The following is a 14,860-nucleotide window of genomic DNA, read 5'->3' as shown; positions in this document are numbered from 1 at the left end:
GGGAAAAGCTCCGGCCGGGCGGGACTCATCCGGAAAGCTCCGGCGGTCTGCCGTCGCTCACCGGCCGCGTCGCGTCCAGATGCGCCCAGGCGATCAGCCGGTGGCTGCTGCCCCATTCCGGCTCGCACGTGGTGAGCGTCAGATAGCGCCCGGCGCCCTCGAAGCCGGACCCGCGGGGCACCGGGTCGACGACGGCGGTGTCGGTGGGCACGGTCCGGTACGGCTCTTTCGCGATGCGGTACGTGAACCAGGTCGTGCCGTCGTTGACGATCACCGCGTCCCCGGGGCGCAGTTCCGGGAAGTCCTTGAAGGGGTCGCCGTACGTCCGCCGGTGGCCCGCCACCGCGAAATTGCCCGTGTCACCGGGGCGGGCCGTTCCGCGGTAGTGCCCGAGCCCCTTCTGCAAGGTCGTGGCCTCGGTGTTCTCCAGGACCGGCCACTCCCAGCCGGAGCCGAGGCGGGGGATGTGCAGTGTCGCGAAGGGTTTTCCGTCGCGGTACGGGGCCGGGGCCGCCGGAGCGGAGGGCCCGTCGGACGGATCGGCGGAGGGCTCGGTGGTGGCGGGCGGCGGGGCCGGTGTCATGGGCTGCCGGGCCCACTGGCTCCGGAGCGTGTCGATCTCGCCCTCGGCCGCGTCGGCCGCCTTCACCCCCGTCCACAGCAGGAGGTAGGCGACGAAGAGCACGATCAGGGCGCCCACGGTGATGCAGAGTTCGCTGAAGGTTCTGACGACGAGTCGCACCGACACCGGACGGCCTCCCCGGGGCTCAGCTCGGGCTCACTCCACAGGCTGTGCGTAGTGGAGATCCACTGTGCCCGAGTACCCGGGAAGAGTCACCGCCTCGTTCTCGTCGACTTTCCAGCCCAGCCCGTACGCCTTCACGTACAGCAGGTAGTTCTGGATCGCGGTGGAGTCGTTGAGGGCCCGCTTGAGCTTGCCGGGGTCGCCGACCGCGGTGACCTTGTACGGCGGGGAGTAGACGCGGCCCTGGAGGATCAGGGTGTTGCCCACGCAGCGGACCGCGCTGGTGGAGATCAGCCGCTGGTCCATCACCTGGATTCCGCGGGCCCCGCCCTGCCAGAGCGCGTTCACCACGGCCTGCAGATCCTGCTGGTGGATGACCAGGTCGTTGGGCTGGGGCTCGGGGTAGCCGGGGTTGGCGGTGGCGTCCGGGGGTGCGTCGTCGAGGGTCACGCTGACCGCGTCGCCGCTGATCTTCGTGGTGCCGGCCGCCTTCTCCAGGGCCTTCAGCCGGGCGTCCTCGGCCTTGGTGGAGCCGTCGTCGCGCTGGGCGAGCGCGTCGATGTCCGCACGCACGGCGGCGGCGGAGTCGTTCAGCTCGCCGTTCTTCTCGCTGCGCTCCCTGATCAGGTCGGAGAGCTTGAGCAGCGAGGAGTCGCTGCGCAGATTGGTGCCCTTGGCGGTGTTGGCGCTGGTGACGAAGATGAGTCCGGCCAGGGCGAAAACCGCAGCGGTGAGCCCCCGGACCGCCCACACGGAGGTGCGCCGAGCCGGGCCTTCGGGGGAGTCGGCAGAATTGCTCAACGTACCCTTATCTCATCAGGCGCCAGGGAAGCACTACGCTAACGGACGCTCGGGGGAGGCAGCATTCCCCCTGGCACCCCGCCCCCGGCGCCCGCCACAGATCCCTGCGCGGTCACGCAGCGCATCGACAGGAGAGTCCCTCGTGCCGAAGTCACGTATCCGCAAGAAGGCCGACTTCACGCCGCCCCCGGCGAAGCAGGCAACGGCTATCAAGCTGACCAACCGCAGTTGGGTCGCTCCGGTGATGCTGGCCCTGTTCCTCATCGGGCTGGCCTGGATCGTGGTGTTCTACGTGACCGAAGGCGATCTGCCGGTCGACGCCCTGGGCAACTGGAACATCGTGGTCGGCTTCGGCTTCATCGCCGGCGGCTTCGCCGTGTCGACGCAGTGGAAGTGACGGACCACCTCCCCTCCGCGCAAGCCTTGCCCTGAGTTACCCACAGAGTTATCCACAGCTGGGGGAAAAGGTCAGACGATCTGTGGATAACCTCCACTCAAGTTGACGCCGGTGTGACTGCAGCCTCCCTCATCGAGGGGGGCTGCACCCCGTTGTCCGGGCGGATAGACCCAGCTCAGCGACTACGGGAACGCATGTTCCTCTTGCCATGCACAAGATTCTGCGCACACTGTGGACAACTTCGGTCCGCCTGGGGGTGGAGGGCCCCGTTCCGCACAGGATCCGGCCCTGGATCCGCCCTGGATCCGGCTCAGGCGAGCGCCATCGTCCGGGCGACGATCATCCCGACCGTCGCCAGCAGGACGAGCGCACACGTCCCCGCCTGCACCGCCGTACGCCGCTCACGCGGGGCGTGGACCATGCCGACGGCGATGGCGACACCCGCGATCAGTCCGCCGACGTGCGCCTCCCAGGCGATGCCGCCCCAGGTGAAGGTGAAGACCATGTTGATCGCCAGCAGCACCAGCACCGGACGCATGTCGTAGTTCATCCGGCGCATCAGGACGGCGGTGGCGCCGAAGAGGCCGTAGACCGCGCCGGACGCGCCCAGCGAAGGCTGGTTGGGCGCGGCGATCAGATAGGTGAGGGCGCTGCCCGCGAGGCCGGACAGCAGATAGAGGGCGAGATAGCGGGAGCGCCCGAGCGCGGCCTCCAGCTGTCCGCCGAGCCACCACAGCCCCAGCATGTTGAACCCGATGTGCACCACTTCCTGGTGCAGGAACATCGAGGTCACCAGGCGGTACCACTGGCCCTCGGCGACGCCTTCGATGGATCCCGGCGGCGGGCTCGGGTCCCAGGCCCGCCCGAGCAGCGTCAGATCGTTCACCAGCTCGGGACGGATGCTGACCAGGAGGAAGACGGCGAGATTGACGCCGAGCAGGATCTTGGTGACCAGGCGCGGATCGGCGGCCACCGAGCCGCCCGCCAGCGTGCGCGGCCGGGAGGCCGCCGGGTGGTGTCCGGTGCCCGAACCCTGGCGTACGCAGTCGGGGCACTGGAAGCCGACCGAGGCGCTGACCATGCACTCGGGGCAGATCGGCCGCTCGCAGCGCGTACAGCTGATGCCGGTCCCGCGGTCGGGATGGCGGTAGCAGGTCGGCGTCGGCACACCGCTTCCCGCGGCGGCCCGGTCCCCCGGCGGCTGCTGCTCCATCGGTCCTGGCCTGCCTCTCGGTCCTCGTCACTCGGGCGGCGCGGACAGAGCCGCCCCGCCGGTCCGCTCGGTAACAAGTACGGACGGGCGGGGCGGTTGGTTCCCGCGCCCGACACCCCGGGGGTCTCCCGCTAGGGGGTGTCCGCCGGGCGGCGGTCGGTCAGCGGGTCTCGACGACCACGGACTCGATCACCACGTCCTGCAGCGGACGGTCGGTGCGCGGATTGGTCGGAGTGGCCGCGATGGCGTCGACGACCTTGCGGCCGGCCTCGCCCGCCACCTCGCCGAAGATGGTGTGCTTGCCGGTCAGCCAGGCGGTGGGGGACACGGTCAGGAAGAACTGCGAGCCGTTCGTCCCCGGGCCCGCGTTCGCCATGGCCAGCAGATACGGCTGGGTGAAGCCCAGCTCCGGGTGGAACTCGTCGGCGAACTTGTAGCCGGGACCGCCGGTGCCGTTGCCCAGCGGGTCACCGCCCTGGATCATGAAACCGCTGATGACGCGGTGGAAGACGGTGCCGTCGTACAGCCGGTCCGTGGTCTTCTCGCCCGTCTCCGGGTTGACCCACTCGCGCTGTCCGGTGGCCAGCTCGACGAAGTTCCTGACCGTCTTGGGGGCGTGGTTCGGCAGGAGCCGGATCTCGATGTCGCCCTGACTGGTCTTCAAGGTGGCGTAAAGCTGCTCGGCCACGATCTGCCTTCCTTCGTCCTTCGCCCGCCGCCGAATCCTTCGCCAGCGTCCGCCGATCCTCCCACGGACCGGGAAACGTACGGCCGGATGCCGGGCGAAACGGCGCGTTCACCACCGAACCGTGGCATTGTCGTCGACACACTTCGCATGAACCGTTTTGACCGCAAATGACGATCATGACCCGGATGCCCGTCCCGCATGCCGGGCATGGCCACAACAGGCATGATTTCGAACTGGGCGGACAGGCGGAGTACCTACCCGCCACCAAGGAGGAGGATCTCGTGACCCGCATCGACAGCGTGCGCGCCGCAACCGACTCGGCGAAGGACAGCGCGCAGCACGCCGCGGAAGTGGTGGCGCCCTACGCCGACACGGCCAAGGAGCAGGCGGCCCACTACGCGCACGAGGCGCGCGTACGGCTCGCACCGAAGGTGACGAAGGCGGCCCAGCAGGCCCGTGTCCAGTACGCGTCCCATCTCGCACCGCGCCTCGAACAGGCCCGTTCGCATGTGCCGCCCCGGGTCGACGAGGCCGCGCACCGCGCCGCGGTCTCCACCCGGAAGGCCGCACGGAGCGCCGCCGACTACACCGCGCCCCGCGTCGAGCACGCCCGGGCGGTGGCCCTGCCCGTCGCCGAGCAGGCGTCGGCGCGCAGCGCGGCGGCCCTGGCTGCGCTGCGTACCCAGGTGACCGCCAAGGAGATCCAGAAGCTGGCCAGGAAGCACCAGCGGCGGGCCAAGGCCGGCCGGGCCGCGAAGGGCTTCCTGGTGCTGGGCGTGCTGGCGGGCGGCGCCTATGCCGCCTGGCGCTGGTGGGACAAGCAGGCCAACCCGGACTGGCTGGTCGAGCCGCCCGTCGCCACCGAGGTGGGCGACGAGCGCTCGCCGCTGAGCTCGGTCGACGGCAGCAGCCGGGCCGACCTCGACCCGGAGGTCAAGGCCAAGCAGGACGAGGCCGAGTCGGGCGGGGGGAACACCCCCGGTCGCGACGACCGGCCCTGATCCCGGCTCCCGGAACCCCGGTACCCCGGTACCCCGGAAACAACGAACGCGGCTGCGGCGACCACTCCTGTGGTCGCCGCAGCCGCGTGTGCTTCAGCCGTGTGTCCGGTCGGCCGCCCGGCTCCGCCACGACGGCGGCGCCAGGGCTTCGGCACCCGGCGACGACCGGTGACTATCGGCTCACGGCGAAGCGCATCAGGGCCTGCTCGTCGCCCTGCTTGATCTTCCCGGTCTCGTTGATCACCTGGAGCTTCCAGCCCGCGCCCTCGCGGATCGCCTTGGCGACGGCGACGCCGTTGTCCTGGGTGAGCATGCTCGGCCAGATGTCGGCGACCTGCTGCGTGCTGCCGCCCGTCGCGTCGTACACCTTGAAGCTGATGTTGCGCGCGTTCTTGAACGCGCTGCGCTTCTTGTACGCGGCGGCGATGAAGACGATCGACGTGATGTTCGAAGGAATCTTGGCGAACTCGACGGTCACGGTCTCGTCGTCGCCGTCCCCGTGACCCGTCTGGTTGTCGCCGCTGTGCACCAGCGAGCCGTTGCCCAGCGGGTCCAGGGAGTCCAGCCCGGCCAGCCGTACCGGGTCCCCGCCCTGCAGCGCGATCGCGATCAGGTCGAGGTCCGTGCCGGCCTTCTGCTTGATCTTCCCCATCAGACCGCCGCTGCTGCCGACGGTCGGGTCCCAGGACGCCCCGATGGACAGGTGCGTCACCCCGCCCAGGTCCGCCGGGCCGTCTTCCTTCGTCAACGTGATCATGCCTGAGTCCTTCGGTGGCTCGACTGTTTACGTATGAGTGTGCCTGGTGCCGCCGGTACGAGATGCCCGGAGGCGGTCTGTCTGGAAACGACTCCTGGCGCCGAGACGTTCCATGGCCCTCCGCGACCGGGGTACCGGCGGGGGAAGCAGACGGGACCGAGCCGGGAAGCGGCCCCTGCACGCTGTTTTCACGCCCCGGAGGACAGACCCGGGAGGAACAGCGAAGGGAAACCATGGCCGCGTCATCGCTCGTCGCCCGCTCCCCATCCGCTTTCGGCGGGCTCGGTGCCGAGCTCGAGAAGCTCAGGAACGCCGGGCTCTACCGGGAGTTCACCCCCTGCTCCTACATCGCCCACGACCGCGGGCACGCCATGCACGACGGCCGCCGTATCCAGGTCTGGTGCACCAACGACTACCTGGGCATGAGCCAGCACCCCGAGGTGATGGAGGCACAGATCACCTCCACCGTCCAGCACGGCGTCGGCAACGGCGGCTCCCGCAACATCGCCGGGACCAGCGAGACGCACGCCCGGCTGGAGCGGGAGCTGGCCGAGTGGCACGGCAAGGAACGCGCGCTGGTCTTCAACAGCGGGTACGTCGCCAACTTCGAGACGCTGAGCGTCCTGCTGAAGGCGCTGCCGGACGCCGTGGTCCTCTCCGACGAGCTGAACCACCGGTCGCTGATCGAGGGCATCCGCGCGACCAAGAACACCCGGCACGTGTTCGCCCACAGCGACCTGGCCGCCCTGGAGGAGCTGCTCGCCGGCTACCCCCTGGAACGGCCCAAGCTGATCGTCTTCGAGTCGGTGTACTCGATGGACGGGGACATCGCGCCCATCAGCGAGATCTGCGACCTCGCGGAGCGCTACAACGCCCTCACCTATCTGGACGAGACCCACGCCATCGGAGTCAACGGACCGACCGGGGCGGGCATCTGCGAGGAGATCGGCGACCACCGCGCGACCTTCGTGCAGGGGGTGTTCGGCAAGGCCGTGGGCACCACCGGAGGCTATGTGGCCGGGCCGGACGACGCCCTGGACTACGTACGCTCGCACGCCCCCGGCTTCATCTTCACCACCACCATCCCGCGGTCCAGCCTGGACGCCACCGTGCGCAGCCTGGACATCATCGGCGGTGACACCGGCCGGCTGCTGCGGAAGACGCTGCGGGAGAACGCCGACCGCATGCGCGCCGAACTGGCCCGGCGTGACATCGACTTCATCGCGGCCCCGACCCATCTCGTGCCCATCATCGTGCCGGGCGGCGAACGGGTGAAACAGGTCTCCCGACGACTCCTCGACGAGTTCGGCATCTACGTCCAGCCCGTCAACTACCCCTCCGTGCCCAAGGGAAGCGAACGCTTCCGGGTCACGGTCCAGCCCTTCCGGACCCCCGAGCAGATCGAGGGCTTCGCCGAGGCGATGCACACCTGCCTCACCACCACGTGAAACCACTGTCCGAGGAGAGGAACACCTTCGCCATGTCAACGACCACCCCTGTACAGGTCGAGCAGCTCACGCCGTTCATCGGCTCGGTGATGCTCGGCGTCACCTACGACGACCTGAAGCGCGACGAGGTGTGGCAGACCCTCGTCGACATCGTCCACCAGCGTGAGCTGGTGGTGGTGCGGGGCCTGCGCATCACCCCCGAGCAGCAGGTGGAGCTCGCGGGCCGGCTGGGCACGCCGAAGCCCTTCCTGATGGCGAAGTACCGCCACCCCGAGTTCCCGGAGATCATGATCTCCTCCAACGCCACCCGCGCCGAGAAGCCGATCGGCGTGGCCCGCGTGGGCAACTTCTGGCACCAGGACTCCACGTACCAGCAGAACCCGGCCCCGTACACGATGCTGCACGGGGTGCAGGTGCCCAGCACCAGCGGCCACACGCTGTACGCCAACGCCTGCGACGTGTACGACCGGCTGCCCGAGGAGTGGAAGCAGCGGATCGCCGACCGCACCGCGCTGCACACCGTGAACAAGCGACAGCGCATCGGCAGCGAGCATGTCGGGCTGTCCATCGCCGAGTTCCGGGCGCTCGTCGACCAGGAGTACCCGAAGGTCGAGCACCCGCTGGTGAAGCGCGACCCGGCCAGCGGACGCCAGTACCTCTACGGCGCCCCGGAGTACATGGACTCCGTCGTCGGGTTCGACGCCAACGAGAACGCGGAGTTCTTCGCGCTGCTGGACAGCCTCATCCAGGACCCCGAGCGGGTCTACACGCACCGCTGGACCACCGACGACCTGGTGGTCTGGAAGACGGAGACGACCTATCACGCGGCGACCGCGGTGGCGCCGGACGCCGTCCGCACCGTGCACCGGGTGAGCATCGATGCGGCCGAGCCGTGGGAGGCATAGTCGACTTCGCGGTGAGCTTCCCGTCCGCGACGGCCGACATCCGCGCGATGCACCGCGCCTCGGGTGTCCCCGTCGCGGACATCGCCCGGATCACCCACACCGAGAGCTTCCCGGTGCTGGACGACGGCGAGCCGGCCTGGGAGCTGGCGGTGCGGGCCGCCCGTACGGTGCTGGACCGTACGGCGGCCCCGCCGCACCGCATCCGGCAGGTCCTCTACGCCGGATCCGGGGCCTGGGACCGGCCCTTCTGGTCGCCGGCCGCCAAGGTCGCCGACCGGCTGGGCATCGGCGAGGCGCACTGCTTCGAGGTGGCGAACTTCTGCAACGCCGGGGCGGCGGCCCTGTGGCTGGCCGCCCAGAACCCGGCGCTCGGGCCCGGGGAGTACGCACTCGTGCTGGTCGGCGACCGGCTCAGCACGATGGTGGACTACGCGGATCCGGCGTCCAAGGGCCTGTTCAACTTCGGTGACGCGGCCGCCGCGATCCTGCTGGCGGCCGACGGCGACGCCGCCACCTCCTTCCGGGTCCTGCACTCCGCGATGCGCACGGACCCCAGCTGGTCCGACTACTACCACGGCGAGAGCCGGAACGACCGGGTCGTCATCCGGCGCGGCCCGCACCGCTCCGGCCTGGCGGACGCCTATGTCCGCACCTTCACCGAGCTTGTCCGGCAGACCCTGAAGGAACTGGGCCGGGACATCGACGACGTCGGCCGGCTGCTGATCAACCAGGGCGACCAGAACATGCACGAACGGCTGCTGGACGAGCTGGGCATCCCGGCATCGCGCAGCGTCTTCAACTACCACCGGTTCGGCCACATGGGCGGGGCCGACCCCTTCATCGCCCTGCGCGACCTCAGCGACGACGGACTTCTGAGCTCCGGCGACCTGATCCTGCTGGCCACCAGCGGCATGGGTTTCAGCTGGGGGATCACCGCCCTCGAATACCAAGGATGAGAGCCGTGCGCCCATGAGTACGCCCTTGAAGATTCTTGTCATCCACCAGGTTCCGTACCAGAAGATCTCGTACGACCGGGGCATCGACCACGACGTGCACCACGTCACCTACATCGGACGCGCCACGGCGATGGAGAACCTTCCCGACACCCTGCGGTGCGAGCGCGTCGTGCTCGGCGACGACGAGGACCTGGTCGCCGGGATCACCGCGCGCACCGCCCCGGCCGACGGCTTCGACAAGGTGCTGGCCCTGTCCGAGTTCGGGATCCTCGAAGCCACCCGGGTCCGGCTCCACCTGGGGCTTCCCGGACCCTCCGAGGAGCAGATCCGGCTGGTGCGGGACAAGGTTCTGATGAAGGAGGCCCTGCGCGGGTCCGGCATCCGGCTGCCGCGCTTCGTGGACGCGCCGCCGTCCTGCGGCCCGCTGCCGTGGCAGGGCCGGACCGTGGTCAAGCCCCGGCAGGGCGCGTCCAGCGAGAACGTGATGATCTTCGACAGCGCCCGTGAGGCCCTCGGCGCGTACCGCAGGCTGCCCGAGCCGCACGACTACCAGATCGAGGAGTACGTCGAGGGCGAACTCCACCACGCCGACGGGCTCGTCGCGAACGGCGTCCTGACCGATCTGGTGGTCAGCCGCTACGTCAACAAGCCCGCCGAGTACCTCGACGGCAGCCCGCTCGGATCGCACCAGATCCACCGCACCGAGGAGCACTGGACGTTCACCTCCCGGGTCGTCGAGGCGCTCGGCATCACCGAGGGCTGCGTCCATCTGGAGTTCTTCACCACGGCCGACGGCGAGACGGTCTTCCTGGAGATCGCCAACCGGGTCGGCGGCGGCGGCATCGTCACCATGCACCACCGCCACACCGGGGTGCATCTGCCCACCCACGAGATCGCCCTGCGCCTGGGGCTCCCCCGGCCCGCGCCGGACGCCGCATCCGGCCTCCACCACGGCTGGGTGGCGCTGCCCGGACACCAGCTGCCGGCCGGCAGCACGGTCCGCGTCGAGATCCCCGACGAGCTGCGCGCCGATCCGTGCGTGGACCGGATCCATCTGCTCGACCCCGAGCTGCCGCTCCCCGACCACGTCACCTACCAGGAATGGGAGGTTCCGGTGTTCATCGAGGCCTCGCACACCGACCCGGAGAAGCTCGGCGCCTTCCTGCGCACCTGCGCCCGGCGCATCACCCTGCACCACACCGCGCACCAGGAACCGGCCCGGGCGGAGGCGACCCTGTGAGGCACTACCCCACCGACCTGCTGCTCGCCGTCGAAGAGGCGGCGGCCCCGCTGACCGCACTGCTGCGGCGCGAGAAACTCGACGGTCTCGTCCCCCTGCTGGACGGCGCACCGCTCGCCGAGGCGCTCGACGAACTGCTCGGCGGGCTCAGCCAGTACCCCTGGCAGCCCCTCGCCGACACCAACGACGTGTACGAACTCCGGCCCGCCGGGGCGGTCGCCCTCGACGACCACCGGCCCGGCAATACCCTGCGCGGACTGCTGTACGCCTGGGCCACCGGCAACACCGTGGTGATCCGCAGCAGCCGCCCCGCCCTGTGGCAGGAGGTGCTGGAGACCCTGCGCGGCACCGGTCTGCCGCTGCCCGACGGCCGGGTCACCGGTCCGGACGCCCCGGCCGACGCCCTGCCGGTCACCGTGCCCGACCTGGTGCCCGTGCCCGGCGACCGGCCGCCCCCGGCGTGGTGGGACGAGCAGCTGTACGCCCCGTCCCGTACCCCGGGCGAACCGGCCATCGGCATCGCGGTCCCGGCCTCCGGCGACGGCCTCCCGGCGCCCGTCAGCGCCCTCGACGCCCGCGACGACTGGACGCGGGGCCTGCTGCGCCGGGTGTATCTGCCCGGCACCACGCTGGCCGCCGTCCGCAACGCCGACCCCGAGCGCACCGGGCGGCTCGACGCCAAGCTGCGCTATCTCCTCGGCACGGCCCGCCGCGCCCCGTACTACCGCGACCTGCCCCGGGTGCGCGGCACCGCGGAGCTGGACCGGCTCCCGATGCTCACCAAGGACCTGCTCGAAGCGCACTCCCTGCCGCGCTCCGCCGACCTGTCCAGCGGCGCCCGCCCCAGCGGAGAGGTGCTGCGCAGCGGCGCCACCAGCGGCGAGCCCCGCTATGTCGTCTTCTCCCGCACCGACTGGGAGAACATGGTCCGCGAGGCGCTGCCCGTCCTGCGGGAGCTGGGCGTGCGCAACGGCGACCGGGTCGTCAACACCCTGATCGGCGGCAGCATGTACGGCGGGCTGCTGACCAGCGCGAGCGAGCTGACCCGGCTCCCGGTGGAGGCGTACTCCACCGGTCAGCAGATCACGGTCGACCTGCTGCTGAAGCTGGTCGACCACTTCGACGCCAACGTCCTGCTGGGCCAGCCCGCGCTGATCCTGCCGCTGCTGCGCGACGCCAGGAAGCAGCACCCGGGGCTGCGCATCGAGACGGTCATCTACGGCGGCACGGCGATGACCGAGTCCGACAAGAAGTGGCTCCGCACGGAGCTCGGCACCCGGAAGATCACCAGCATCCTCGCGGCCAACGACGGTGCCCAGCTCGGCTACCAGTGCGGTGAACTGGGCGGCACGCTGCACCACCTCAACGACGACTACAACCTCATCGAGGTCGTCGACGACGAAGGCCGGCCGCTGCCCGACGGCGAGAGCGGGGAACTGCTCGTCACCAGTCTGCAGAAGTTCGAGGGCCCGCTGATCCGCTACCGGATCGGGGACGTCGGACGGATCGTCGAACGGGACTGCGCCTGCGGCGTCTCGGGCCGCACCCTGGAGTACCTGGGCCGCTCCGACGGCCTGCTCCGGTTCAAGTCCTGCACGGTCCACCACCACGAGGTCCTCGCGGCCCTGGAGACCTTCCAGGTCTCGCAGCTGCAGCTCGAACTGGACACCCGGGAGCACCGGGAGACGCTGATCCTGCGCACCGAGTCCCCGGAGCCGCTGGACGAGGCCCGCGTGCGCGCCCATCTGACCAGCACGCTCCCGGCCCTGAGCGACGAGCAGCTGTACGACGACAGCCTGTCCGCCTTCGAGCTGGTCGTCGAGTGCCTGGCCGAGGGGGAGCTGCCCCGGAACCCGGTCAGCGCCAAGATCCGCCCGGTCATCGACCGCCGCGTGACACAGCCCAGCCCCAGCCCCTCCCCCTCCCGACGACGGACGCCGCAAGGATGATGACGACCATCGCGACCACTCAGACACCGGCCCGCATCACGGAGCTCCTGGACCGGGAACTCGCCCGCCCCGGCAGCGAACTGGCTGAAATCGACCTGAACAGCGGCCGTTTCGAGCGGCTGCACACCTTCGGCGCCCCTCGCCTCTCCAGGCCCCTGCTGCTGGGGGCCGGTGAGATACGCGCGCTCGGCGAGGACCTGATGGTCCTGGTCGGCCTGCTCACCACCGCGCATCTGCGGCTCTTCGACGGCGACCCCCGGCGGCTCGCCACGGAGCTCGGCATTCCCGAGGTCCAGGCCCGGCTCATGTGCCGCCCCCGGACCCGGCCCGCGCCGCCCTTCGGGCGCATCGACGCCTACCACGACGGCGCGTCGCTGAAGGTCCTGGAGGTGAACGCCTCCAGCGACGCGGGCGGCGCCCACTGGGTGAGCGAGATCCCGGAGGCGTTGCGGGAGTTCCCGCGGTTCCGGGACTTCGCCGACACGCACGGCCTGCGGCACACGGACACCGTGGGCATGCTGGCCGACGCGCTGCGGGAGGTGGCCGCACCGGTGACTTCCGGCCACGACCCGGTGGTGGCGGTCCTCGAAGGTCCGGGCGGGCTCGCGGAGTACGGCGACGCGTGGCGCCCGCTGACGGAAGCGCTGCGGCTGCGGGGTCTCGACTGCCACCTCGGCGAGATCACCGACGTGACCTTCCGCGACGGCCGGGTGCTGCTCGGGGACGTACCGGTGGACGTGGTCTTCCGGGTGTTCTCGCTGGACCAGGTCACCGCGGACGCCGAGAACACGGAGAAGACCGAACGCCTCCTCGCGGCCCACGAGGACGGCCGGGTGGCCCTGTGGATCACCCCGCAGGCCGGCGACAACAAACGCTTCCTCGCCCACCTCTCCGACCCCCGGCTGCGCGGCCACCTCAGCGACGAGGAGCGGCGCGTCGTGGACCGCAGGCTGCCCTGGACCCGCGCCCTGCCCGACGAGGCGGCCCTGGACGGGGACCGGGAGCTGGCCGAGCAGCTGCGCGACGAGCGCGAGCGCCTCATCCTCAAGCCCGACACCGGCTTCGGCGGCCAGGGCATCGTCCGGGGCTGGGAGACCGACGACGACGCGTGGTGGCGGGCGCTGCGCGCGGCGGCGGCCGGAGGAGCGGTGGTGCAGCGGCGCGTCGTGCCCCGGGCCGAGCGGCTGTACGACCCCGCCACCGGGCGCACCGCGGACTGGGAGGCCTGTTGGGGGATGTTCTACCTGCCCTCCGGATACGCGGGCGGCGGCGGCCGGCTCATACCCGTGGGCGCCCCCTCCGACATCCCTCTGGAGCAGCGGCGCGTCGCCGGCCTGTTCCTCTGCCCCGACGACGCGACGGGCGCGCCGGCCGCGACCGCCGCGGGAGGTGCCACCCGATGACGTCCGACGTGCTCGACCCCTCTCCTCCCACGAAGAAGCAGCGCCACCGGCTGGGCCGCGACTACGGCTTCCAGGTGTCGGCCTACTCGGTCCAGACGCTGGGCGAAGGCGTCATCATCGCGACGCTGCCGCTGCTCGCCAGCAAGATCACCGAGGACCCCCGGCTGATCTCCTGGGTGAGCGTGGCCCATGAGCTGCCCTGGCTGCTGCTGGCCCTGCCCTGCGGCGTGCTGGTGGACCGCTTCGACCGCCGGAAGCTGATGCTCCGCACCCAGGCCGCCCAGGGCGGGCTGCTGTTCTGCTTCGCGATGCTGGCGTCCTTCGGGTTCGTCCAGCTGTGGATGGTGTATCTGCTGGCGTTCCTGCTGTGCACCGGCGACATCCTGTTCACCGGCGCCAGCCGGGCGATGATCCCCAACCTGGTGCCGCGCAGCCGGCTGGAGACCGCCAACGGGCGGATCGTGACCGCCGAGACGATCGGCAAGCAGTTCGCCGGACCGCCGCTGGGCACCGCGCTGTTCGCCTTCGCCCTGCCGCTGCCGCTGTGGTTCAACGCGATCACCTATCTGGCCTCGCTGGTGCTCCTGATGCGGATCAACGGCGCGGGCGGCCGGTTCCAGCCGGAGCGCCCGGACCTGGAGGAGGGCCGGGAGCGGCCGAAGCTGCTGGCCGAGGCGACGGAGGGGCTGCGCTATGTGATGCGGCACCGGGTGCTCGGCGTGATCGTGGCGATGGCCGCCGTCTCCAACTTCGGTGCGCTGATGGCCCTGTCGATCCAGGTGCTCTTCGCCCAGCAGGTCCTGGGCGTCGGGGACATGGGGTACGGACTGCTGCTGGCCGCCATGGCGACCGGCGGGGTGGCGGGCGCGCTCGTCAGCGAGCGGATCGTCCGGTGGCTCGGGGCGCGGAAGGTGGCCGTCACCGTCTCGCTCGGCAGCTCGCTCAGCCTGATGGCGATCGGGCTGATCGGCCGTCAGCCCTGGGTGGTCGTGCTGCTGTTCTGCGTCTGGTCCGCCGGTCTCGCGGTGTGGAACGTGATGGCCGCATCCGTCAGCCAGCGCCTCACCCCGGACGACCTGCGCGGCAGGGTCAGCGCCGGTTCGCGCATGGTCTGCTTCGGGGCGCTGCCGCTGGGGGCCTTCGTCGGCGGGTTCGTCGCCGCCGAGTTCGGCCTGGCCGCGCCCTGGATCGCCGGGGGCGCCGTCCACCTCGCCGCCACGATCCTGCTGGCCCCCGCCATCCTGCGCTGGCCGGACGAGGCCGTCGGCGCCGTACCGGAGGAGGAGGCCGGGGAGCCGGATCCGGCGGCGCACGAGGCGCCGGACACCGGGTCGGGGAGCGGACAGCCGTGACCCCG

At 70.8% G+C, this 14,860-nt stretch carries 14 protein-coding genes; 9 read left to right on the top strand and 5 right to left on the bottom strand.

Going from position 1 to position 14,860, the window contains the following annotated elements:
- Window positions 1-25: 25 nt before the first annotated feature.
- Entirely contained in the window at window positions 26-748 is a 723-nt protein-coding gene (locus AC0VY3_RS00270; RefSeq protein WP_475548632.1) for a class E sortase, read from the bottom strand.
- Between the two features lie 30 nt (window positions 749-778).
- The gene (locus AC0VY3_RS00265; protein WP_181010895.1) at window positions 779-1,546 is read right to left on the bottom strand and encodes a DUF881 domain-containing protein; all 768 of its coding nucleotides are present in this window, start codon (window positions 1,544-1,546) and stop codon (window positions 779-781) included.
- Between the two features lie 142 nt (window positions 1,547-1,688).
- Here AC0VY3_RS00265 and crgA point away from each other — a divergent pair, with 142 nt between their 5' ends.
- Entirely contained in the window at window positions 1,689-1,943 is a 255-nt protein-coding gene (crgA, locus tag AC0VY3_RS00260; protein WP_003967902.1) for a cell division protein CrgA, read from the top strand.
- A gap of 310 nt (window positions 1,944-2,253) precedes the next feature.
- Here the strand turns inward: crgA and AC0VY3_RS00255 are convergent, their stop codons facing one another.
- Together AC0VY3_RS00255 and AC0VY3_RS00250 are read right to left on the bottom strand one after the other, a co-directional pair.
- A complete protein-coding gene (locus AC0VY3_RS00255) occupies window positions 2,254-3,156 on the bottom strand; it encodes a rhomboid family intramembrane serine protease (RefSeq protein WP_103509409.1) in 903 nt (300 codons plus the stop codon).
- A gap of 160 nt (window positions 3,157-3,316) precedes the next feature.
- Entirely contained in the window at window positions 3,317-3,844 is a 528-nt protein-coding gene (locus AC0VY3_RS00250; protein WP_030626686.1) for a peptidylprolyl isomerase, read from the bottom strand.
- A 281-nt stretch (window positions 3,845-4,125) separates the two neighbouring features.
- Here AC0VY3_RS00250 and AC0VY3_RS00245 point away from each other — a divergent pair, with 281 nt between their 5' ends.
- Window positions 4,126-4,845, top strand: coding sequence for a DUF5324 family protein (locus AC0VY3_RS00245; protein WP_103509484.1), 720 nt, complete (start codon window positions 4,126-4,128; stop codon window positions 4,843-4,845).
- Window positions 4,846-5,017: 172 nt separating this feature from the next.
- On the opposite strand, the gene AC0VY3_RS00240 is transcribed toward AC0VY3_RS00245, so the two are convergent.
- Window positions 5,018-5,602, bottom strand: coding sequence for a TerD family protein (locus tag AC0VY3_RS00240; protein ID WP_030077175.1), 585 nt, complete (start codon window positions 5,600-5,602; stop codon window positions 5,018-5,020).
- A 233-nt stretch (window positions 5,603-5,835) separates the two neighbouring features.
- Here AC0VY3_RS00240 and hemA point away from each other — a divergent pair, with 233 nt between their 5' ends.
- Genes hemA through AC0VY3_RS00205 form a run of 7 tightly spaced genes read left to right on the top strand, consistent with a single transcriptional unit; the run spans window position 5,836 to window position 14,855 of the window.
- Window positions 5,836-7,050 (top strand): 5-aminolevulinate synthase, encoded by a 1,215-nt coding sequence (gene hemA, locus AC0VY3_RS00235; protein ID WP_103509410.1) that lies wholly within the window; start codon window positions 5,836-5,838, stop codon window positions 7,048-7,050.
- Between the two features lie 32 nt (window positions 7,051-7,082).
- Window positions 7,083-7,955, top strand: a complete 873-nt coding sequence (locus AC0VY3_RS00230) for a TauD/TfdA dioxygenase family protein (protein ID WP_242743235.1) — start codon at window positions 7,083-7,085, stop codon at window positions 7,953-7,955.
- Complete coding sequence (locus AC0VY3_RS00225; RefSeq protein WP_475548631.1) at window positions 7,943-8,911, top strand: 3-oxoacyl-ACP synthase III family protein; 969 nt, start codon at window positions 7,943-7,945, stop codon at window positions 8,909-8,911. Before AC0VY3_RS00230 ends, AC0VY3_RS00225 begins: the two co-directional genes overlap by 13 nt.
- Window positions 8,912-8,924: 13 nt before the next feature.
- Entirely contained in the window at window positions 8,925-10,151 is a 1,227-nt protein-coding gene (locus tag AC0VY3_RS00220; RefSeq protein WP_242743236.1) for an ATP-grasp domain-containing protein, read from the top strand.
- Window positions 10,148-12,100, top strand: coding sequence for a phenylacetate--CoA ligase family protein (locus tag AC0VY3_RS00215; RefSeq protein WP_475548630.1), 1,953 nt, complete (start codon window positions 10,148-10,150; stop codon window positions 12,098-12,100). The genes AC0VY3_RS00220 and AC0VY3_RS00215 overlap by 4 nt, the downstream gene beginning before the upstream one ends.
- Window positions 12,097-13,503, top strand: coding sequence for a hypothetical protein (locus AC0VY3_RS00210; protein ID WP_146065861.1), 1,407 nt, complete (start codon window positions 12,097-12,099; stop codon window positions 13,501-13,503). The genes AC0VY3_RS00215 and AC0VY3_RS00210 overlap by 4 nt, the downstream gene beginning before the upstream one ends.
- Entirely contained in the window at window positions 13,500-14,855 is a 1,356-nt protein-coding gene (locus tag AC0VY3_RS00205; protein ID WP_103509416.1) for an MFS transporter, read from the top strand. The genes AC0VY3_RS00210 and AC0VY3_RS00205 overlap by 4 nt, the downstream gene beginning before the upstream one ends.
- Window positions 14,856-14,860 lie beyond the last annotated feature (5 nt).

The sequence above is a fragment of the Streptomyces sp. iso_384 genome (assembly GCF_056172905.1).
This window is presented reverse-complemented; position numbering and strand designations above follow the sequence as displayed.

Bases quoted from the DNA above. Each gene is read 5' to 3' on its own strand.
- hemA (WP_103509410.1), top strand. From the start codon at position 5,836: ATGGCCGCGTCATCGCTCGTCGCCCGCTCCCCATCCGCTTTCGGCGGG.
- AC0VY3_RS00240 (WP_030077175.1), bottom strand. From the start codon at position 5,602: ATGATCACGTTGACGAAGGAAGACGGCCCGGCGGACCTGGGCGGGGTG.
- AC0VY3_RS00210 (WP_146065861.1), top strand. From the start codon at position 12,097: ATGATGACGACCATCGCGACCACTCAGACACCGGCCCGCATCACGGAG.
- AC0VY3_RS00255 (WP_103509409.1), bottom strand. From the start codon at position 3,156: ATGGAGCAGCAGCCGCCGGGGGACCGGGCCGCCGCGGGAAGCGGTGTG.
- AC0VY3_RS00205 (WP_103509416.1), top strand. From the start codon at position 13,500: ATGACGTCCGACGTGCTCGACCCCTCTCCTCCCACGAAGAAGCAGCGC.
- AC0VY3_RS00230 (WP_242743235.1), top strand. From the start codon at position 7,083: ATGTCAACGACCACCCCTGTACAGGTCGAGCAGCTCACGCCGTTCATC.
- AC0VY3_RS00220 (WP_242743236.1), top strand. From the start codon at position 8,925: ATGAGTACGCCCTTGAAGATTCTTGTCATCCACCAGGTTCCGTACCAG.